Consider the following 22,227-nt stretch of genomic DNA (forward strand, 5'->3'; position numbering starts at 1 on the left):
ATTTATCATTGAATAGGTAAATTTTTATAGAATACTCATCACGCTATATGGATCAACGCCTCAAAGGTAATTTTTTCCTTTAAATGGTCCGGAGGAGAAATCGCCCCTCTAGCGTTATCTGAACAATACCAACCTACAAGGCAAAACCCTGTCGCTTTCCCTCCCGGACCCAGTAGGTCTCTCCAGGCCAGATGTATTCCATGCCTTGGGGACCGTGAATTTGGATGCCTGTCAGGACGGTATAGTCATTAAGAAGGGGGTCAACGGTTAATTGGATCATTCTTTCCAGTTCTTCCAGAATGACGGCATACGCAATTTTCGTGAGGTTCAACAGGTTCGGGATATCACCGTAAGTGAGTTTGCGAAACAGGTGTTGTTTCAGCAGGCTTTGCTCGATGTCATCAGGATCGATTCCAAAAGAGACGCACCGTTTGGCCAGTTCCATCTGAAATCCGTGCAACGCCCCGCAGGCATGGGACGGTTGAAAGCGCCCTGGACGATCATGGCGACCAATCTCGCCTTGTGCATCCACGCCGATGTGCGGTAGGGCAAAATAGACATATCGTTCACGTCCATCCTCATTCGGCGCATGGTGCTGCGCCGCTAAAAATCCGGTCTTTCCGAGGAAAAGCATGCCGCCCAGACTGGAAAAAATAAAGGCTTCTCCCCAGGTTTTTTTCACTTCCTCGACCAGAGGCAACGTCAGTTCATCCCGGCATACGCTGACGAAGGCAATCGTGTTCTCGGCGCGGAATCCTTCAGCCTGCAAGAGGGCATATGAGCGTTGGACAAAGTCCTCTTGTCGTATCGCCTTGGGAAAGTGTGCAGAGAGGACTGTTTCAAAGCTTGCCATGGGTTTGCCTGGCTACATCGGGAGAAAGAAAAATCCAATGCCTAAAATCAAATAGACTCCCAGCAGCATCACCCCCTCCATCCAGTGGGACTCGCCATCCTTCGTGAGATTGCCGTTGACGAGAATCGCGATGACAATGGCCGCAATTTCAAATGGCACAAAAAGCAGATCCAGAGGTTTGGGACCGAGAAGGTAACTGACGAATACCAGCATTGGTGCCACAAACATGATCACCTGGGTACTCGCCCCGACGGCGATTCCCATAACCAGATCCATTTGATTATTCCTGGCGAATCGCACTGAATTCATGAGCTCTGCCGCATTCCCGAATACGGCGAGAAAAATCACACCGGCAAAGATAGGCGTGAGGCCGATGCCTGCGGCTGCGGGTTCAATCGCTCCCGTTAAAATTTCGCTCATGAAGGCAATGCCGACTGTCACGGCTGCTAACATGCCAATGGCTTTGTTTTTACTCCATGCGGGCTCTTCCTCTTCCCCTTTTTGGGGGGGTGTGCATTCAACCGGTTCTGCGGGTTCCGTGCGAAATAAATGCTGGTGAGTTTTCAGGGTAAACACCAGGCTTAGGATGTAAGCGACGAAGAGCACAATGGCGATTTCGGTACTGAGTTCCTCTTCCTGTTTAGAAGTGAAATGAAACAGAGCGGGGACGATAAGGCCGACACCTGCAAGTGTCAACAGTCCCGAACCCATTCCTGCCGCCGTCGCGTTAAATTTTTGCCGTTCATGGCGAAGGCCACCGAGGAATATCGCAAGCCCCATTCCGAGCAGCAGGTTTCCCACGATGGATCCGGTGATGGAGGCTTTGACCACATCGTAAAGCCCGGCTTTCAAGGCAAAAATCGAAATAATCAATTCCGGAGCGTTTCCCATCGTGGCGGCGAGTAATCCTCCCAGGGTGGCGCCGATGTAGTGCGACAGACTTTCCGTTGATCGCCCCATCAAACCCGCTAACGGCACAATGGCGAGGCCCGAGGCGATGAAGACCAGAATGGGGTTGGCGTCGTACCAGTCAAGTCCTATTGCAATGGGAATGAAGACCAGGAGTAGATTAAGACCCATCGGTTCCCTTTTGCTGAAGTGGTTAAGAGGACCCAGATTTTCGGCAGTGTACTAAATACCTACCATACTATTCATTACCTGTCTTCGATATAAGAAAGTATTTTTCCGCGCCTTGCTTGATTGAAACCTCTTTGAAGAAGGGATGAACTCAATGCCGGCCAAGGGGAAAGATTTAACAATACCGTTACGGCTACAACCCTGAGACAGAAACTTGTAGGCAGCGTCTTAATGAAGGTGAATATGTTGAGTGCTGAGAATGGAAGACCTTCCCTTATTCCCGACAATAGCTAGCGAGAGTTCATCGCGCGCTCCGTCATCCCTGACAATTGGTCCTGGAATTTTTTTTCTTCGACGTCGTTTTTGACTCATGATACCGGGGCAGGTTGTCCCTGTCGGCCGGGCATACGTCTCTATCTAAAGACAAATATTTTAATCCGGGAGTACCTCACAAAAATGACAGTGGCAGACATAAAATTTCGGAAGTAGAAACTGAATCTTGAGGCTATGGCATATGGCTACAGACTGAATATTTGAGCTATGCTGGCGCCATGTATCCATGGGTGTATGTGGTAAGAAACGGAAAGGCAGCCCTAATTAGCCTGCGCTGAAGATTGCCCTCGCATGGATGTGTTGTCGCCCTTCAACGGGCAAGGCGAAGGCGGGGAGCAGGCATCCGGTAAGGTATCTTTTTGCTTGGTGAGTTGTCAGGAGGGAGGAAACGCATGACCAGATGGGCGACCCAATACACCAATCCCATGAAAGCCAATTGCGGAGGGACATGGTGCGTGGGGACTTGGCTTTTGGCGATCGTGATGATGATCCCGGGACTCTTGAGTCTGAGTTCAGCGGTGGCGGCAACCGGGGAAGGGAGCTTGGAGAAGCAGAAACCCACGATCCTGCGTCTGAGTCTTGATGATGCCCTTGCCATGTTTCTGCGTCAAAATCTGGATCTTCTTAAAACCAAATATGGCATTGATGCCGCAAAGGCCCAACAGATCACCGCCGGACTGTTCCCAAACCCCGAACTCTCCATCAATACCCTCACCGCCTACACACAGGATTGTAATCTGAGTAAGTGCGGAGGGATTATGCCGGTTATTAGTCAACTTTTCCTGGTGGCCGGTAAACGCGGGTTCCGTGTTGAAAGTGCGGAGTTCGGGACACAGTCAGCCGAAGCCGGGTTTGAAGACACGCTTCGACAACTCGGTTTTGCCGTGAAGGATGCCTACTATCGGGTGCAGGTGGGGCATCGCCTTTTGGCGGATGATGAACAGCGATCGAGCCGGATCAATGGTGCTATCGAAAAACTCATGGGTGCACCCACAAAGATGCAAGATCCGGAGGATTTAATCCGTCTTCAAATTCGTGCGGTGAAAACACAGGGGGATATCATCCGGGATATTCAACAGCTTGATTCGGACCGATCCGATCTTCTTCTGCTCTTGACCCTCCCTCCGGAAACTGAATTAGCGCTGACGACGGATCTGACGTTTCAGCCGATCGCCCCCGACATTGTGGCTTTGAAGAAGCGCGTGGAGGATGTCAGGCCGGATCTTCGCGCCAAGCGTCTGCTGTTGGCCAAACGCCGCTCGGAATCGAAGCTCGCGATAGCGAACCAGTATCCGGACGTGACAGTGGACCTCGGGTACAATGTCCAGGGACCTCAAGGGCCTGACAACCAGCAACAATGGACCATCAATTTGGGCATGCCTATCCCGGTGTTCGATAGAAATCAGGGAGGCATCAAGGAAGCCGCCACCAAAGTACATATGGCAGAAGCCGATCTGCAAAAGACCCTCAATGAAGTGCATCACCAAATTAATACGGTCTACCGGCATTTGGGCCAAAGTCGTCTGCTAGTCGAAACCTACCGCGCGGGTGCCTTCGAAGCCACCCAGGCGCTGTTGGATAGGGTGGAGAATGACTTCCATTCGGGAGAGACCACGATCCTACACCTGCTTGATGCCTTTCAGACAAAAATAAATATAGATAAGGCCTACATCAACGCCCTCTACGAATATCAACGCGATATCCTCCTTCTCGAAAGTGCCGTCGGGCAGCCAATCAGCTAAAGATCCCGGCCTATGATTTGTTCCCATTATTTCCTTTGCTTTTTTTCAGGCTTACGCGACCACGCAAGGTCAATGCCGGAGATTCGATTATTTGCGAAGGTATGTATCATCATGGGCCTTCTTAGCGTGCTAGGATTGGGAACCATCGGAAACGCTACGGCGGGAGAACAGGAAAACAGACCTGCAAGCAGGAAGTCCGTGGTCCAGCGTCTGAGCCTGGATGACGCCATTGCCTTGTTTCTCCGTCAAAATTTGGATCTCCTTACAACCCAATATGGTATCGATACCGCTAAGGCCAAGAGAATTACCGCCGGGCTCTTCCCGAACCCCCAATTCTCCATCAATACCCTGAGTTCCTACACACAAAATTGTCAACTCTCTGACTGTGGAGCGATTAGCTCCGTCCTGAGCCAACTTTTTGTCGTGGCCGGCAAACGCGGGTTTCGTATTGAAAGTGCGGAATTCGGTATGCAATCAGCCGAAGCCGGGTTTGAAGACTCGCTTCGACAACTCAGTTTCGCCGTGAAGGATGCGTATTACCGCGTTCAGGTCGCGCGTCGTCATCTGGCTTTCGATAAAGAGACTCGCGAGCACCTTTCGGGTGTGGTGAAAAAAATGATGGATGAGTCACAACGGATCGGCTATGGCAAAGATCTGATCCGGCTCAAAATACAACTGGTGGATGCACAATATGGGTTGATCCGTGATTTGCAGCAAATCGATTCCGATACTGCCGACCTTCTTTTGCTTTTATCTCTCCCCCCGGAAACTGAACTAGACCTGACGACGGATCTGACATTCCTGCCCATCGCCCCCGATATACACGCATTGAAATCTCAGATTGAAAATACGCGCCCGGACGTTCGGGCCAAACGTCTATTGTATGCGAAGCGTCGCGCTGAATTGAAACTTGCGCTCGCTATTCAGTACCCGGATGTGACCGTGGATCTCGGATTCATGGTCCAGGGAGCCAAAGGACCTGACAATCAACAGCAATGGACCTTTAACGTGGGCATGCCCCTTCCCGTGTTCGACCGAAATCAGGGCGGCATACAGGAAGCCGCCACCGTCGTTCAAATAGCCGAGGCCGACCTGCGCCAGACTCTCAATGAGGCGCATGCTCAAGTCGATTTGGCCTATCGTCATCTGGTCCAAAGTCGTCGATTAGTGGAAGCCTATCGAGCCAAGGCGCTGCATGCTGCGCAGTCCCTGTTCGATACTGTGAAGAAGTCCTACGAATCCGGGGACACCGCGATTCTGTCCTTCCTTGATGCCCATCTGACAAGAAACGATATTCAGGAGGCCTACCTGGATGCTCTCTACCACTATCAACGTGATATCCTTCTCCTCGAAAGTGCGGCCGGACAAACAATTAGCTGAGACATATGGTGTGATCAACGATTAATTCTTCTTGACTTTTTAATGGGCTTTGCTGAAACTCCTCCATGTGTTTTTTGAGGTTCAACCGCCCGTCCCCTGAGCCTTTACCCAGGAGGATTCCCTGTCTTAAGCGATGACTCGCATAATTGCCATCACCAATCAAAAAGGCGGGAGTGGGAAAACGACAACCGCCGTGAATCTTGCCGCGACACTGGGCGAACTCAAGCGTCGAGTGTTGCTGATTGACCTTGATCCGCAGGCCTCAGCCTCCAACTGGTTTGGGATTACCGAAGAGGGGAAAGGCCTCTTCGAGGCTTTTACGGAATCCAAAAATCTCAAGGATCTCATACATCAGACATGTGTGCCCTTAGTGGACATGATCCCTTCTTCCGCCTGGCTGGTTGGAGTGGACAAGGCGTTGGCCGGGGAAGTCGGGGCTGAGATGATCCTCCACCGTCATTTCGCTGACCTGTCTGATCAATGGGATTATATTCTTCTTGATTGTTCTCCCACGCTTGGCATTGTCACCATCAATGCCTTGGTCGCAGCCAAAGAAATTCTCATTCCCGTAGAGGCCCATGTAATGGCCTTGCGCGGATTGGCTCATTTGCTTCAAACGGTGGAGACCATCCGTGTCAGATTGAACTCGGATTTGGCGATTTCGGGGATTCTGGCCTGTCGGGTCGATGCTCGAACGCGGCATGCATTGGAAGTGGTTGCCCAACTTCGGGAGCGGTTTGGCAAACAGGTGTTTCAGGTCGTGGTGAGGGAAAGTATTCGGTTGGCGGAATGTCCATCATTCGGAAAACCCGTGACCCTTTATGATCCACAGGGTAATGGCGCCAAAGACTATCGGGATTTGGCAAAAGAAGTGACAAGACAGGAGAGCCGATCTGGAACATAGAGAGAAGCATTTTCGCTATTTTGCAAAGGAGATCCGGTTTATGAGCAAACGAAGCACCATCGGGACCAATCCACTGGATGAGATCATTCCCAATCCATTGGAGACTGCGGTACCTGACCAACACAAAGGTTCAGAACCAGTAGCGCTTCAAGAAGTTGAGAGGTCGGAAAATGGAATAAGGCCTGCCGGGCAGCAACCTGTGCGAGGTCGTGTTCCTCATGACAAAAAAGAGGGGACACGGCTTCATGCGGTTTTACAGGATGACGGGCCTCAACGGAGAACCAAAAGCCCCCAAGGGAGTCCCGTATCAGCAGCTCAATTAAACGTAGAGGTGCTTCCGGCGATCGGTCAATTATCGGAGCGCCTTGTTGAACTTGAAGAGGAGAATCTTTGCCTGAAGTGGGCATTGGGATTGATTCTCGCGCCTCTTGTCCTGTTAGCCTTGCTGGGGTAGGCCCGATTCGATCGGATTGCACCTTCCGGCCCACCAAAAGGGGAGGGATGGATCTATGGTCTTCCTCGAGAAAAAACTTATCGAACCTTTTTGACCTGGCATTGGCATGCAGGCTTCAGCTCATAGGCAGGTAGGTAAACAACATCCGCCCTTTGTATCGATTCTGCTCTGAACGGTTTCCACTTCCCAATGATTGCGGGCTTCCAAGGACTTTGATAAGAACTATTAGTATTGGAGAGTGCTCCCAGTGCAGATACATTGCTTCCGACTCCAAGAGCAGGGTTTGCTTCAACTGACCGAGGAAAGACCTTCGGCATCATGGCTTGGGGATGGGATCGTCCGTTTATTGGATATTGATAATCCCGACTTGACCAAAGAGCTGCCGGAGCTTCTTGCACCCTTGAACCTGGATGACGCTTTGCTGGACAAAGTCAAATCCCAAGCCGGGGGTGTCAGTGTGGAAACTTTCTCGCACGCCTTGTTTCTTCGATTCCCACGCCCGGCCTTACATGATTTTAAGGATCCCTATATTACCGCGATCTGTGTGAAAGAAACCCTCATTGTCCTTCACAATGAACTCTATTTGCCCCCGGATCAAATTCTCGCAAGGATCGATCGATTCGGTGGGATCGGAACCACCACCATCACGGACCTGCTTCTCCATATCCTGTTATTGGGCATTAATCGTGATATCGAATTGTATCAGCAAACTCGACAATTGATTGCGGAATTGTCAAATGACTTTGACCAGTGTCTCAACACCGACGTCCTCAATGATATTCAGAATCTGACCAATCACGTGAGCCGCCTCCAATCAACGACCGAAGATCGTCTCATTCTTATGGGAAGCCTCCTCACGTTGAAATCTTCTTTGTTGGATTTGCATGAGGTACGATTGTATTTTAAAGAAGCCATGAACGAATTAAATCAAATGCAGCGTTGGCTGGAACGGTTGGAGGGGCGGCTACAGGGATTATCCCAACACTACAATTTGTCACTCCAGAATAGCACGAACAACCGACTTCAAATTCTGACGGTGATTTCGGCCATCTTTATGCCACTCACCCTTATTGCCGGTATTTACGGCATGAATTTCCCCAATATGCCGGAACTTCAGATGCCCTACGGGTATTTTATCCTTCTTGGTCTCATGGCTGTGATAGGTGGGGGATTGGGAATATTTTTTTATGTGCGGGGCTGGTTTGATTAGAGGTCTCTTTCGATTTGTCTTGAACTCCTGAAAAATAGTCGGGAGCCTTTTATGGCCTCTCTCCAGGAAAAGCCTCCCCTGACGAATTGTTTGTGAAATTTCACCAATAGACCTGTTTCAGGTCATCCGCCGATTGGTTAAGCAAAGATTCCCGAGCTCATGTAACGGAGGTTTGGTCCGAACCGTTCCCATTCTCAATAGGCAAAATTATTTGTCCTGGGATGAACCCTCGCCCGGTTCCTTCGCCATTTCTTTTTTGGGTGGCGGGCTGTCCTCAAGTATTGATGCGAACTCATTCCAGGAAATGGCTCCGTCCTGATCCTTGTCGAGTGCCTTTAAAACGCCTTCCACCCATAGTGTTCGGGTCAGGAAATTTCCTATCTTGGCATCCGCGAGAAGTTGCTCCAACGCGGATGACCCGATCTTTAAATCCTGGCCATCGATGGAATCGTAATGGTCGAAGCCTTTGCGAAAGTCACCATCAAATTTTTCCTTGACCAGTCGACGAATTTTTTTTGCCAACTCCTCCTCTTCGGCTCCCACTGCATCTCCTTTCTATCGATTGCAGGGCTTGGGTCCCGCATCAACCTGTTGCGGTGTCTTTCGAAACTCGAACATAAAACCATCCGGGGTTTTCAATCGGAGTTCATCCCCACGGAAGGAATAGTCAAGGCGAATTCGTTCCTTTTCTGGCGATGGGATCAAAAGGAGAGCGTGGCCTTGAATGCGATAGGTTCCCGAATGGCAAACGCCTTCAGGTTCGACCCATGTAAATGTCCCATGCCGGTCCAGGACCAAGCTGACATTCCTGGCTGTGTTAGAGGCCAGCGCCTCGGAAAAAAAGGGAGAATGATGGGAAATCTCAGTGCTTGCCCACGATCCTGTTAATAGGAGGTCTTGCGAGGCACAGGCAAAAATCCCGACCGCGCAGAATAGAGTGAATGTCAACCAGAGTCGCCCCAAGCATGCCAATCTTCGTCGATAGGGATTCATCATTCATTCTCAAAGTGGATCGTTTTTGCCTCGGGGTCCAATTATCTCTGTGAGAAAAAACGTGCCCAGAGCGGCGCGAGGAACCAGAAGGCAATCGCGCCATTGACGTTGCTGAAAGAGATGAGAATAGCACCTATCGCGAAAATTGGTGCCGGGTACATGGCCCACAAGTTCGGGTTCGTCCAGAGCTTGGGAGCACCATCCAGATGCCAATCGCGTTTGGCGGCCACATACTGGTGGAGGATAAGTAAGGAAAAACTTGCCAGACCAAGAGTTGAGGAAAAAATGATGACGGCAACGGCATCTTCTTCGTAATGTCCGAGCAACGAGGCCGCGTAGGGGATGAGCGATACAAACATCAGATGAACAAAGTTCAACCAGACTGTTTTTTCATCGCATTTCTGGAGATGCTTGAGAATCCAGAAATTCCTCATCCACAGAAACGCCGCCATATAAAAACTGAGTATCCAGGCAGCAAAATTTGGGATCTGTTTCTGCAGGTCGGTAAGAAGCTGCCCTGTGGTCAGTCCTGGAGTTTCAGGCACCTTCAAATCCAGCACCAAAAGGGTGATCACAATTGCGTATACACCGTCGGTGAGGGCATTGAGACGTTCCAGTGTGGTGAGATGGCCTAAAAATATGCCTCGACTCCAATTCCTCATAATCCTGCGGTGTCCTTGAAAATGAGTAGACGCTCACCCCACTATTTTATGTCTCGAGTATCCAGAAGTGTGAGTGACGTATTGTGCGACGTTGAAGTGGGCGCCCAATGCAATGTTGAAAATATTACCTCATAGAAGACTTGGAGTGCTACCTCGGTTGTTTGCCGACTTGCCGGTCACTCCTGAAACGCATCGGAACCGCCATGGAGAACAGCATGAGAATCCAATGAGTTGGAATAGCGTGAGGAGTGAAATGAAGGAAGAGACGAATGTTATAAACGACTCTTCAAAGTTGGGCTGGCGTTGGGACTGAAAGTGGGGGGCAAGCCTCTGGACTTGCCGTTCAGAGAACGCTGTACTCTTTCAGAATAATCCACGGCATGTTTAAAGAACAGGGTATCTCGTCACTGATCCCTCATCAGAAGAGGAATGGTTCGAGTCCTTCAGCAGAAGGGTTTTATTTTTAAGGCAGGACCGTATATCTTCCCATTCCAATGGAAAGCGATCATCCGAATTTTTTTGATCCATGCCCGGCGTGACCGGGTTGGGATGGAGTTCCCCATTTTTAAACCAATACAGCGATGACCGGCAGATGGCCCACCGGGTTTGGTGGACCACATGCATTTCAAGAGGAAAGCGTTGTCCAGCAATGTACTGTTCCCTTGGCTCATCCTCCGATAAATCGGCAATATGAAATTCATCTATCCGAGGATTCGGACATAGACATATCACCGCTATGCCTGTGAAACGGATAGACGGCCTTCCAATCCTTTTTCATATCTACCACCGTCCACCCATTGCCTTTCGCTTCGTCCAGTGCCGTATCTAGATGGCCGATGGATGACTTGCGGTCATAGGCCCATTCACGCTCAGCGTCCGTGTGGTGGATGAGAGCCATGAATCGTGCTCCGCTTCCGCTTGCCGTCCACTGGAGCATTTGAAGATCGCCGTCTGAGTTGCCGATGGCAAGAATGGGCCTCCGGCCGATGTGTGTCTGAATGCCGACAGGTTTGCCGTCCTTGTCGTCAATGAAGTTGATTTCAGGAAGCTTGACGAGTACCGGATCTCCATCGCGCAACGCATATTTCAACTTGCCGCTGCTGCCGACGACCTGTTCGGGTGGGATTCCATACACGCGCTCCGTCCAGGGTCGCATGAACTCGATGCCGCCGCCGGAAACAATGAACGTCTTGAAACCATTCGATCGAAGATACGCCAGCAACTCCAACATGGGCTGATACACCATTTCGGTGAGCAGACGTTCGGTCTTGGGGTGTTTCGCAGCCGCCATCCAGTCTTTCACGATTGTCTCAAACTCCGCCGTCGTCATCCCCGCGTGGGTGGCCATGACGATTTTGAGGATTGCGTGTTCACCGCCAGCCAGAGCGCCCTTTACATCCCCTTGGAGCAGGGAGGCGAACGGCTCCGTGGTTTTCCATTCGGGATGTTGTGGCGCCAAGGCTTTGACGCGGTCAAGTGCAAAGAATAATTGGAAGTACATGGGCTGTTCCGCCCATAGCGTGCCATCATTGTCGAACACACCAATGCGAGCAGCTTCAGGGACAAAGTCGGGACCTGGTGTGGTGACACGTTTGACAAAGCTTACGAGGGCCTGTTTGTTCAGGCCGTCGTTCCAGGATGAAAGCTCGTCTGCGGCGTAGATCAGGGTTGCCGGGAAAACCGAGATGCAAAAGACACTGGCGGCAACAAAAATATGGGTGCGGTTCGTTTTCATCCGGAGTCCTTTCTGTGTTTGAAATCGATCTTGGACGACGATCCCTTGATCAGGTTCACAGAGGTGATTGAAGGCAACCGAGGCACCATACACGGTGTGAAGCACAGCTGCCGGCTAAAGACCGGTTCCAGAGAGCCTGTGCCTGCATACTGAAAGACTCTGCGATGAGACCGCCGTCTGTATCGAGGGAAGTACCAACCAGAATCACAGCCGGTGCCGATGGGGAAAGGACTCACGCTAAACCTGTCCCGCCTCAAGCATCGCTGTCAGGATGAACAGAGATCTGAGTTGCACCGTGAGTTTTCCAATGTGCGTGTATTGGGTTAGCCCGCATCCTCCGATTGGGGGGATGCGGGCCGGTAGGTTGATTCAGTTTGTCAAGGTATCGGGCATTACTTGCTGCCTACGCCCGTTTGAAGTGTCTCCAGAACTTGGTCGATGGTGAAGCTGGCCGCCTTTTGACGGGGCGGAAATTCTTTAAAAGATCCCAAGAATCTCCCGACATAATCCTGTGCCGGCAGCAGGAGGTAGGCATGATCGATATACCAATCCCAGTAGGTATTGGACGTAATCGGTGCTCGTTCATAGGGGTCCATTCGTAGGTTAATGAGCAAGGGAATCCGGGTCTTCACGAAAGGCTCGCTCCAGACCGCCAGGGTACCAGCTGCCCGTTGCTGAGCAAAGATCACCTTCCAGTTGTCGTAGCGCAAACCTGTCAAATCCCCATCGTCAGAAAAATAGAGGAATGATTCGCGAGCGCTCTTCTTCTGCTGGCCAGTAAAGTACGGTAACTGGTTAAAGCCGTCCAGATGTACTTTGTACGTCATTTTTCCAATCTGGTAGCCCTTTTTCAATTTTTCCTTGATGTCGGGCTCGCCGGCGGCGGCCAAGAGGGTCGGTGCCCAATCAAGGTGGGACACAATGTCGTTGGCTACGGTGCCGGGCTGAATGTGGCCGGGCCAGCGCACCATAGCAGGGACGCGATAGGCTCCTTCCCAGTTGGAGTTCTTCTCGTTACGGAAAGGTGTCATCCCGGCATCCGGCCAGGAATTCATGTGAGGTCCATTGTCGGTACTATACACGACGAGGGTGTTGTCGCTAAGACCCAATTCATCAAGTTTGTCGAGTACGGTGCCGACGTTCTTGTCGTGATCGATCATCGTGTCGTGGTATTCACTCTGCCATCGCCCGGACTGGCCCACATTCTCCGGCTTGGGATGGGTGCGGAAATGCATGTGAGTAAAATTGACCCAGACAAACATCGGCTTGCCGGCCTTGGCCTGTTTCTCGATGAACTCCGCTGCACGGTCGGCAATGTCGTCGTCGATTGTTTCCATACGCTTCTTGGTGAGAGGACCCGTGTCCTCGATTTTCTGGGTACCGTCAGAATTGGCAAAGCTATGAATCACTCCGCGCGGACCGAATTTTTTGCGGAAGTTGGGGAAGTCGGCTTCTTTAGGATAATCGGGCTGTTCCGGCTCTTCTTCGGCGTTCAGGTGATACAGGTTCCCATAAAACTCATCGAATCCATGGGCGGTAGGGAGATGCTCGTCCTTGTCTCCCAGGTGATTCTTACCGAATTGGCCTGTGGCATACCCCTGTGCCTTTAGCAACATGGCGATGGACGGGTCTTCCTTCCTCATGCCGATGGGGGCGCCCGGCATGCCGACCTTGCTCAAGCCTGTACGGAAAACGTTCTGGCCGGTGATAAAGGCCGATCGCCCGGCGGTGCAGCTTTGCTCGGCGTAATAGTCGGTGAACATCATACCCTCTTTTGCGACACGATCAATATTGGGCGTCTGGTAGCCCATCATGCCTCGTGAATAGGCGCTGACATTGCTTTGTCCTATATCGTCGCCCCAGATGATAATGATGTTCGGTTTTGTTTCAGCAGCGTGGGCTGTCGTCAGCCCGCTCAATGTCAGCAAGACGGCCAGCCTACAAGCGGTCAGTAATGATTTCATTGCTGCGGTGTTCCTTTCTGTGAAATTTGGGGGTGATTTTTTGTGGGCTATTTTGGGCAGATGAATGGCGTCATTATCTTGTCGCGTTCTTGTCCTCCTGCGGGTAACCGCCTCTTATCCCAAACGACTTAGAGCGGGCTTGCGAAAATTTGGCAAAATCAGATTCGCTTGATGAGGAGTGCGGTCAGACTATACCTCAATAAGGCGGCTCGATTCCATCTGCTAAAAATTTCTTGTAATTTTTAGCGAAACACCAAAATGAGGAATAGATAAAACACATGCAGGAAACTGTGCCAGAAGACGTTCTCCTTCCCTAATGCCATAAATCCGTTCGTCAGGGCCAACATTCGTTGCAGTGCATTAGTTTGATCTCGAAATAGGCCTTTTCCCATTTTGGGGATTTCAGTCGTACCTTTCTGACTGAGGAGTGGGTTCATCCCCAGGTCTGGAGGCCGCAGGTCCTTCTTCATGTCCGGTCGGGCAGACAATTTCATGTACTTCAATTCGATGAAAATTCTTTTGATCTTCTCCGTCAATCGATAAGGCAGGGTGATTTCGTAATCCTCAACTATCGCGGGTCTCGTCATCTTCCGTAACAGCAGCCATGCAAATTCTAGGCATTACTTCTTCACCCATCCATATTCACGGAAGAGGAAAACAGGTAGGAAAAGTCGCAAGCCTTTCCCTGTCCGTACCATGCAGCATTTTTAGTCGGACAAAGCTTTTTTGTGAGTATATTCAATGCGAGCTTGATTTGCTTCGTGCCGGTCGGCAGCTGTCATATCTTGAAGATCAACTGTGACCTGCTTGATTGTTCCGTTGAATCGATATGGCGCCGGAATTCCATAGTTCTCAATGACAGGCGTCCCTTCATCCAACCCTACATCCGCACCCTCGTCCGCGGAAAACACGCAGCATTGCGTGCGCTCGATTTTTCCCTCGGCCACTTTCTGATCATTGATAAAAATTGTACCGACGCCGCCTTTGCCCATACCTGGTGCCTCATAGACGAATTCGTACCGTATCGTGACTTTGCCGGGTTCAAGAGTATGTGAAGCCGCCACGGTGAACCGCTGTAAGCCCAGGAAGTTATAGGTATAGGTCGGCTTCCCGTCTCTCACATAAAGACTCCAGCCGCCGAAACGGCCCGCTTGCGCAAGAATCACGCCGTTAATGTCTCCATTGGGAATCTCCAACTGAGCAGTAATAGTGTGAGAGCGATTTTTGGTATTGATGAAGACGTTTTCCGACATTCCCTCCATGCCCTCATAAAGGGTAAGGGATGTGCGGCCATCCATCAAATCCGGTCGGCCCGCCGTAGCTGCATTGACGCGCTCCAGGAGGCGGTCATCTATGGGCAACACGCGATATTTGACGGCTTCCTCCAAAAACAGAGCCTGCAGTTCCTTCAGCTTGTCTGAATTCTTGGCCGCCAGATCGTTCGAAAGGCTGAAATCAGTGCGCGTATCGTATAGCTCCCATATATCATCGAGAAGTGCTCTGCGCGGCTCGAATTCCCACGGCGCCCGATGGACCGTTCCGGCAAACCAGCCGTCCGCGTAGATGCCGCGATTGCCCATGATTTCAAAGTATTGCGTGGTATGCCGATCTGTTGCCTTCGGATTATCAAATGTATACACCATGCTCACGCCTTCGATGGGAGCCTGTTTCGTTCCGTTGACCATGCTCGGCTCCGGCAGGCCGGCAGCCTCCAGCACGGTCGGTGCTACATCGATCACGTGGTGGAATTGTTGGCGAATCTCCCCTTTGGCCTTGATTCGTTTGGGCCAGTGAATGACCATTCCGTTCCGGGTGCCGCCGAAGTTGGAAGGCACTTGTTTGGTCCACATAAAGGGTGTATCACCGGCCACCGCCCACCCGGCCGCCATGTGAGGATACGACATCGGTCCCCCCAGATCATCGTAATGCTCCAGAATGTCCTGGACAGTTTCGGGTACTCGATTAAAATACGTCATCTCATTGAACAGGCCGCTCATGCCACCTTCCGCACTTGTGCCATTGTCCCCGATGATGTAGATGATCAGGGTGTTGTCCATGTGGCCGGTCTGCTCCACCGCTTGAACCAACCGCCCGATTTCCCTGTCGGTATATTCGCCGAATCCTGCGAAAACTTCCATTTGTCGTGCAAACAACTTTTTTTCATCCGCTGTCAATTTGTCCCAGTCCTTGATGGCTTCGGGTTTCGATGCGAGTTTCGTACCGGCAGGCACCACCCCAAGTTTGATTTGACGGGACAGAGTTTCTGCGCGAAACTGATCCCACCCTCCATCAAATTTGCCCTTGTACTTTTCGATCCATTCTTTGGGCACATGGTGAGGCGCATGGGTGGCCCCAGGCGCAAAGTAAATGAAAAATGGTTTGTCAGGCGTAAGCGACTTTTGATACCGCATCCAGTGAATTGCCTGGTTCGTCATGTCGTTCATGAAATGGTAGTTCGGATCTTTTGACAGCTCCACTTGCGACAGGCCGTCATAGAGTAAGGGCGCCCATTGATTGGTTTCTCCGCCGATGAAGCCATAAAACTTGTCGAATCCGGACCGGGTCGGCCAGCGGTCGGTCGGACCGGAGGGGCTCACTTCCCAGGCAGCCGTCTCGTGGTTCTTGCCGAAAAACGCAGTGCTGTAACCGTTCAGCCGCAGCATCTCTGCCAGTGGGGCCACATTGTTCGGACGCCGGCCGGTATTGCCGGGGAATGGCGTGGCCATTTCCGTGATGGCGCCCATGTTGTTCATGTGATGGTTTCGGCCACTCAATAGGGCGGCACGGGTCGGCGAACAAAGAGCGGTCGTATGGAAATGGTTATAGCGGAGTCCCTGATTAGCCAATCGTTCTGCGGTTGGCATGTGTATGGGCCCGCCAAAAGCGCTGGGCATTCCGAACCCCATGTCATCAATCATCACGAGCAGTACGTTGGGCGCGTCCGCAGGGGCCTTTACTTCAAATCGTGGGGGAGGAGTGGCGTTTCGAGCATCCAACTTTGTGATGGGTGGATATTCCGGCTCGTGAATCGGCAGCACTGTCCGATCAAGCTGACTTTCAGCCGCTGCACCCAGCGGAAGGGATAAAACCGCCAGAATGGCGAGGGAAACACCAAGGACACCCTTCATAATTTTCTCCTTTTCTCATTCATGTCATAAGTTGGTATCTGTATTTTCATGATTTTCTTGCTTACGGTTTTCGTCCGATGGCCTGTCGTGTCGCCATATGATCGCTCATCATGCTCTCAAGATTTCTATTTTGGGGACATGACACACCGAAATCCCAGGTGATTGGTTCCCGTGTTGATTTCACCCTTGCCGCGTGTGCCGACCATGTAGCGGGAACAGTATTGATCGGTGCACAAAAACGACCCGCCACGGTGCACGCGTTTTTTTTCGCCGGGTTCAGTGGGATCGAACGGGGAGTCGGGCCCTTGGGGATTGTGTGCGACTCCGCCTGCTATTGCGAGTCGTGCGTAATAATCGGGCCGATACCAGTCACTCGTCCATTCCCATACGTTCCCGGCTACGTCATAGAGTCCGTACCCGTTCGGGGGAAACTTTGCCACCGGCCCGATGCCCATATATTGATCGTCACCGGTATCTTGATTCGGAAAATGGCCTTGATGGCTATTGGCCATCCATTGGCCCTCTTTTCGAAACTCATCGCCCCAGGGATAGACCTTGCCGCTTAATCCTCCGCGCGCGGCGAACTCCCATTCCGCTTCGGTGGGAAGCCGTTTTCCGGCCCATGTGGCATAGGCCTCCGCGTCTTCATACGCGATGTGCACAACAGGATATGCTTCGCGACCATTGAGGTCGCTGGTTGGACCAAGCGGATGACGCCAGTTGGCACTCTTAATGTAACTCCACCATCGAAAATGGGTATCAAGCGGCACAGCATGGTCCGGTGGAGAAAATACGACGGATCCGGCCACCAGATTCTCCGGGGGGGCACCGGGAAAATCCTCCGCACGCGGTGTGCGCTCCGCGACCGTGATATAGCCGGTGGCGTCGACGAACCGTTTAAACTGCGCATTCGTGACCTCGGTTGAATCCATCCAGAATCCATCGACGTAGACACGGTGGATCGGGCGGGAATCTCGCGTTGCCTGCATGCCGACGTCATTCATTTCCTCATCGGATAAATCGGCTGCCCCCATGGAAAATTCACCACCGGGAATCCAAACCATTCCCTCAAGAGCCGGATCGGAGGGCGGCGACGAGTGTACAGCATCTGATGATACATCTGCGGATGAGACCGATTGGCCTGCAGGCAGGGTTGGTTGCGCATTCGTCACTGACAGAGGTCGGCCGGACTTCGCGGCAGAAATACCCATATCGCAGGTCATGCCGACCTGTGGATCCGGCACAGAGGACTGGTCTGATTGTGCCGTGCTATACCACCAGGTTCCGATGACCAAGAGCACGACGAAGGCCACAGCGCCAATTGGTTTGATCCCATTGTATTGCAACCTTTTGCCTTTATCTTTCACGCGACGACGGGCTTTCATGATGGCTTCACATTATTTGAGCAAATTTTTTATTCTTGTGCGGTGAATAGGGACTCACACGAATCTACCAGGAATTGTAGATGTTTTCTACCTGTTTCACGCCGATCGCATGATCGGCGTTTGGCAGGGATTTCGTCCCCATATTGTGGTTCAACCTGAAAAGAGACGAGGACCTATTTGATTAAACCTTTTTCCTTGAATCTGATCCGTAGCTCTTTACCGATGGCCTCAGCCGTTCGTTTGGCCGCCCCTTCGATTTTGGTCCTGCCTGTCATTTCACCTTCCACTTTTGCTGTTCCCATCACAATCAGGCCGATCGGGTTGGCGGTGGCGGCGAGAACGGCTATTGGGGCAATCAGGCCTGGCATTTTCCCTCCACCGGAGTCCAGTTTGCCGGTCCCGAGCAGGCGTGGGCCTGTATTTGTCATCTGGTAACCTTCCACCACTGTCCGTAACTCAGCAGCCCCGGAGCCAAACCCAAGTCCGAGGCGTTTGACCGTGCTGCCTTCTTCGACCCCTTCAAAATAGCCAATAATCATGAGATCGTTGAGTTGCGGAAGGCTTTTCTCATCACCCTCCAATGCCAACACTCCCATTTCATTAATCTCCGTCACCAGTTCTTTGGCTACCAGCGTGCCCAGCTTGCGACCAACTTCAAGTTCCTCCAAAGTGAGGGGCTTGCTGGGTTTGGCATATTTCTCCGCTGCGGTGGACCAGGGTGGGATATCCTCATGGGTTGGCGCAAAGGGATATACATAGATACGTTCTGGCTTCGCGATCTTCTCCGTCCCCATAAGCCGATGACGGTCGGTGACTTTGGTTGAAGCGCATCCAACGGCCAGCATGACGACTAAACCAGATACGACAAGACGTGTGATCGACTGCATAACAGACCTCCTATGATAAATGTCTCCTGCATCTGCACGTGTGATTGTTCTGCACGAAACTAGACTCAAGGCTTTGGGGTGGTAACAGCATCGCAAAGCGCAGGCAGCCGGCACCATACTTCAGGCTTGTCATTTGGCTCTGTGATCAGGCGATCAGAGCCTATCTCTGAGCAGTCGTACACACAGTAGTGCCAGAAAATACATGCATGCACCTCTGCCTGCCGTATGGCAAACCCTTCCCCCTCACCCGCCCTTCGTCCTGTCAACCATGGTCGGAACGTGAGGCAGAATCACCTCGTAGCGGGCCTTCATCGCGTCAAATGTCCGGCGGCTGGATTCGATTCGTTGCTCCTCGGTCCATTGAGCTTTAATGTCCTGTTCAATTTCCTCGAAGGCGGGGATGCGACCTGGTGTGATCGACTCCACCCAGACTATGTGCCAGCCCAATCCGGACTCAATCGGGCCTTGCCAGGATCCCGGCGTCATCAGGAGCAAGGCTTTGGCAAACGTGGTGCCGAACACTGAGGCCACCTGCTCCGGCGTCCGGTCATTGTAGGAATCCTTGAACATGAAAGAATCGGCCGACGTCGCCCGGACGGGCGTACCCAATGGCTTCCCGTTAAGTTGTTCACGCACTGATTCAGCCTCGTCCTTTACCCCTGCGCCACGCCGGTCGGGTGAAAAATAGAGATGATGAAACGATACACGTGGGACCGGCGTGAAGCGTTCGGGGTTCTTCTCGTACCAGGCCCGAAGTTCTTCAGTTGTAGGATTACGAAGGGCAGCGAGGTCTTCGATGAGAAACTCCATCTTCTGTGCCAGTCGGCGTTTGACGATGATGTCTTCCTTGTCCAGGCCAAGCGCAAGTGCCTCCCGGTAGAAAATCTCCTCCCGGACCTTGTTCCCGATGAGACGACGCATGTCTTCGGGAGTGGGCGAAGGGCGTCCCTGCGCAAGCCACGTTGCCTTGAGCTGGCGCAGGTCGTCCCCGGTCAGCACAATCCGGTCGGAAACATCCGGCCCTGTCGTTTCCGGTTGGAGCAGGTGGTACCCGACAAATATTGCAACGCCGATCAGCAGGAAGTGCAGCAGCGGCTCGCGTCCCCATCGCATGAGACGCGATGGAGTTCGCCCGACGGAAGCGGGCTCATCCTGATCCGGATCAACACGTTCTTCCAAATGCACCTCTTCACGCCGGCTCAGACCGATCATTCGTGTGCAGCTTCGATCTCATAATTGGCGTAACCGAACTCATTGCTGCGTGCCGCCACGTGCTTGTTGCCTATCTTATAGACGATCACTTCGAAGGGTGTCCCCGCAACATCGACCATGTAGCGTCCGTCGCGGATTTCATACTGCATTTGGCGGCCATGCGCCAATTCGCCCATGACATCCAGGCTAGGCAGGTTCCCGTCTACGGCTGTGATGAGACGCCGGCCGTCCGCTCCATGGAGGATTTCGAACCGTTGCCCGGTGACCGAATTGCGGACCAGGATGGTTTTGCTGACGATCAACTGTTTCAACTCCTCGTCACCGAGAGCGGTCGCGCCTTTCTGTGTGAGTTCGGCGACGGTGATCCCCGGTTTGGCCGTTTTGCGTGCTTCCTCGTTTGGTGTGTACCAGATCGGCGATGTCCAGGCCCGTTCCTGGATCGTCGCGGCCACACCGTCAGGCGGTACTCTGCCCAACTTCACGGCTTGGATGGTGCTCCATCGGGGGGTCGGAATCTCCAGAACACGGGCGTAGTAAAATGCGTCGAGACTGGGATCGAAGTCCGGATCCGTCCAGACAGTCTTCAGCTCCACTGCGCCGATGGTGTTCGTATACGTTGCCGTCACGAGGTTCACCGTGTGACCGATGGAGGGCAGCTTGCCGGTGGCCGGGTGCGGTTTCCGCTCGCCGGCCCAGGCGACATCATAAATTTTTTCAAAGGTCTGACCATTTTTGGACCAGCCTTTGACGATCTGAACCCGATCGAGGTTGCCGCTGTCGGGGTCTTTCACCGCCCAGACGACAAATGACGGGGCCTTGGCCGTTGCAGCCGGCAGATCGCCACCCATTGATACGCCTTTGGTGTAAGCCGCCTTCACCCAATCCTTTTGTTTGAGCACATCGGGTCCGAATTCCCATCCGCCGAATAGCCGTACCCTGAGGCGCACGCCGCTGGTGGAGTAGGTCTCCTTGCGTTGCATGGCGGCGAAGATGGCCTCGCGCGTATTTTCTTCCGCCCACACCACGCTCAAGCCTGCAGGGCTGGCCCAGAGGTTCTTGAATCCAAAATGGCCACCTTCCAGGCGCTTCTCCGGTGTTTCGTCAAAGCTGCCTCCGTGGATGCCGAAGAAGTTGTTCTGCCGGTAGGACACCGCAGTGCTATGCGAATCGGAGCCGCTGACGACACCAAATTTGTAAGGATTGAGACCGAGCCTGTCCTGCATGGCCAGTCCGTCCTTATACGCCTGGCGGATGTAGCTGCCAAAATTGCGCGGATCGCCTTTATAACCCAGGAGCTGCCAGACGACGACTTCGTAATTGGCAAACTCGTCGTTGGGTGAAAGTCCCGGCGTCGTCTCTGACTGACCCTTGACCTGCTTGAGTTCCCCCAGCGGTTCGTTGCGCATGCGGGTCTCCGCCCACGCCTTGTCGATCGGTCGCCCTCTATCGTCCACCTCCGTTGGAAACATCAGGCCATTACTCAGGTTGGGATTATGGGTAATCGCGAGGAGCTCGTTGCCGGCTTTGCGTTGGGCGTCCATCCACTTCCAGAGCGCACGAGGATCGTCCGAGTCGATCGCGCTGAACGGCATGTCCGGCACCTTCTTGGTATCCAGAAAAAAGATGTTCCGATGCAGGTTTGCGCTGTTCGGTGTCGAGGTCCATTCGTAAGCTGCAAACGTTGTGAACCTGCCCGGCTGGTAGTATTTGTCGGCGATCTCCACCAGCCGCTTCCAGTAGGTGCCCAACACATCAGGGGCCATCAAATCAGTGAGGGGGTGATTTTTGAGCATGGTCACCGTGAGGAGCTTGTATGTGGCCTCGGCCTCTACCCGGCTGCCGAACTTCAAGGACTTCCCGAGCAGGGTCTTGCTGAGCTGCGAATCGGGGTCCAGCGCGGCCTGAACCGCTCCGAGATACTCCGCATGCTCGGTCGTCGCCCCCCAGTCAAGCGGTTTCGTGATCTTCACCGTGAATCCCCCAGGATGCGTGATGGGCTGTCCCAACGAATATTTGTAAAACTCTTCCGGCCCGGCGATGGTGTTCCCGAACCCGAGGTAGGAGTCGAGCGACCAGCTCGTATGCACATGCGTTTCGCCGAAAAAGGCCTCCCGTTCCGGTGCGGATTGGGCGAAGGCCGCTTGACCCGTCTGGATTAAGATTCCGGCTAACAATAGGGTAGTGAAGATAGAGCCGAGGTGCACGCGAAACAGGACACGGTTCTGCATAGCAGTCTCCTTTTTCTCGCATGGAATTCGTTCGGGGCAGTAAATGCCCGTTCTTGCCGGGGTGAGTTTCTCAGAATTCC

The 22,227-nt window shown here is 52.6% G+C and carries 18 protein-coding genes; 5 read left to right on the forward strand and 13 right to left on the reverse strand.

Annotated features, from left to right (window positions below):
* Positions 1–133 precede the first annotated feature (133 nt).
* A complete protein-coding gene (locus LX98_RS06790; protein WP_496428184.1) occupies positions 134–853 on the reverse strand; it encodes an LCIB family protein in 720 nt (239 codons plus the stop codon).
* A gap of 12 nt (positions 854–865) precedes the next feature.
* Positions 866–1,933, reverse strand: coding sequence for a calcium/proton exchanger (cax, locus tag LX98_RS06795; protein WP_496428185.1), 1,068 nt, complete (start codon positions 1,931–1,933; stop codon positions 866–868).
* Positions 1,934–2,655: 722 nt separating this feature from the next.
* On the opposite strand from cax, the gene LX98_RS06800 reads away from it, so the two are divergent.
* The 5 genes from LX98_RS06800 to LX98_RS06820 all read left to right on the forward strand — a co-directional run bounded on the left by LX98_RS06800 (position 2,656) and on the right by LX98_RS06820 (position 7,953).
* The gene (locus LX98_RS06800) at positions 2,656–4,005 is read left to right on the forward strand and encodes a TolC family protein (protein ID WP_496428186.1); all 1,350 of its coding nucleotides are present in this window, start codon (positions 2,656–2,658) and stop codon (positions 4,003–4,005) included.
* Between the two features lie 111 nt (positions 4,006–4,116).
* Positions 4,117–5,385 carry a TolC family protein gene (locus tag LX98_RS06805; RefSeq protein WP_496428187.1) on the forward strand — a complete coding sequence of 423 codons (1,269 nt, stop codon included), beginning with the start codon at positions 4,117–4,119 and terminating at the stop codon, positions 5,383–5,385.
* Positions 5,386–5,518: 133 nt separating this feature from the next.
* On the forward strand, positions 5,519–6,289 hold the full coding sequence (locus tag LX98_RS06810) for an AAA family ATPase (protein ID WP_496428188.1): 771 nt from the start codon (positions 5,519–5,521) through the stop codon (positions 6,287–6,289).
* Positions 6,290–6,329: 40 nt separating this feature from the next.
* Entirely contained in the window at positions 6,330–6,743 is a 414-nt protein-coding gene (locus LX98_RS06815; protein WP_496428189.1) for a hypothetical protein, read from the forward strand.
* Positions 6,744–6,990: 247 nt separating this feature from the next.
* On the forward strand, positions 6,991–7,953 hold the full coding sequence (locus tag LX98_RS06820) for a CorA family divalent cation transporter (RefSeq protein ID WP_496428190.1): 963 nt from the start codon (positions 6,991–6,993) through the stop codon (positions 7,951–7,953).
* 207 nt (positions 7,954–8,160) lie between these two features.
* On the opposite strand, the gene LX98_RS06825 is transcribed toward LX98_RS06820, so the two are convergent.
* From LX98_RS06825 to LX98_RS06875, 11 genes are all read right to left on the reverse strand, one after another.
* Positions 8,161–8,496, reverse strand: a complete 336-nt coding sequence (locus LX98_RS06825) for an EF-hand domain-containing protein (RefSeq protein ID WP_496428191.1) — start codon at positions 8,494–8,496, stop codon at positions 8,161–8,163.
* 12 nt (positions 8,497–8,508) lie between these two features.
* Entirely contained in the window at positions 8,509–8,949 is a 441-nt protein-coding gene (locus LX98_RS06830; RefSeq protein ID WP_496428192.1) for a hypothetical protein, read from the reverse strand.
* A 38-nt stretch (positions 8,950–8,987) separates the two neighbouring features.
* Positions 8,988–9,608: a TMEM175 family protein gene (locus LX98_RS06835; protein WP_496428193.1), complete on the reverse strand. Its 621-nt coding sequence runs from the start codon at positions 9,606–9,608 to the stop codon at positions 8,988–8,990.
* Between the two features lie 697 nt (positions 9,609–10,305).
* Entirely contained in the window at positions 10,306–11,343 is a 1,038-nt protein-coding gene (locus LX98_RS06840) for a haloacid dehalogenase-like hydrolase (protein ID WP_496430575.1), read from the reverse strand.
* Between the two features lie 392 nt (positions 11,344–11,735).
* On the reverse strand, positions 11,736–13,307 hold the full coding sequence (locus LX98_RS06845; protein WP_496428194.1) for a sulfatase-like hydrolase/transferase: 1,572 nt from the start codon (positions 13,305–13,307) through the stop codon (positions 11,736–11,738).
* Positions 13,308–13,549: 242 nt separating this feature from the next.
* Positions 13,550–13,801, reverse strand: a complete 252-nt coding sequence (locus LX98_RS06850; RefSeq protein ID WP_496428195.1) for a hypothetical protein — start codon at positions 13,799–13,801, stop codon at positions 13,550–13,552.
* A gap of 213 nt (positions 13,802–14,014) precedes the next feature.
* Entirely contained in the window at positions 14,015–16,435 is a 2,421-nt protein-coding gene (locus LX98_RS06855) for a sulfatase-like hydrolase/transferase (RefSeq protein WP_496428196.1), read from the reverse strand.
* A gap of 125 nt (positions 16,436–16,560) precedes the next feature.
* Positions 16,561–17,820 carry an SUMF1/EgtB/PvdO family nonheme iron enzyme gene (locus tag LX98_RS06860; protein WP_496428197.1) on the reverse strand — a complete coding sequence of 420 codons (1,260 nt, stop codon included), beginning with the start codon at positions 17,818–17,820 and terminating at the stop codon, positions 16,561–16,563.
* A 173-nt stretch (positions 17,821–17,993) separates the two neighbouring features.
* Positions 17,994–18,707 carry a DUF4410 domain-containing protein gene (locus LX98_RS06865; protein WP_496428198.1) on the reverse strand — a complete coding sequence of 238 codons (714 nt, stop codon included), beginning with the start codon at positions 18,705–18,707 and terminating at the stop codon, positions 17,994–17,996.
* 243 nt (positions 18,708–18,950) lie between these two features.
* Positions 18,951–19,919: a peptidyl-prolyl cis-trans isomerase gene (locus tag LX98_RS06870; RefSeq protein WP_496428199.1), complete on the reverse strand. Its 969-nt coding sequence runs from the start codon at positions 19,917–19,919 to the stop codon at positions 18,951–18,953.
* Positions 19,916–22,147 carry a DUF3604 domain-containing protein gene (locus LX98_RS06875; protein ID WP_496428200.1) on the reverse strand — a complete coding sequence of 744 codons (2,232 nt, stop codon included), beginning with the start codon at positions 22,145–22,147 and terminating at the stop codon, positions 19,916–19,918. Before LX98_RS06875 ends, LX98_RS06870 begins: the two co-directional genes overlap by 4 nt.
* Between the last annotated feature and the right edge of the window lie 80 nt (positions 22,148–22,227).

This window comes from Nitrospira marina (assembly GCF_059568365.1).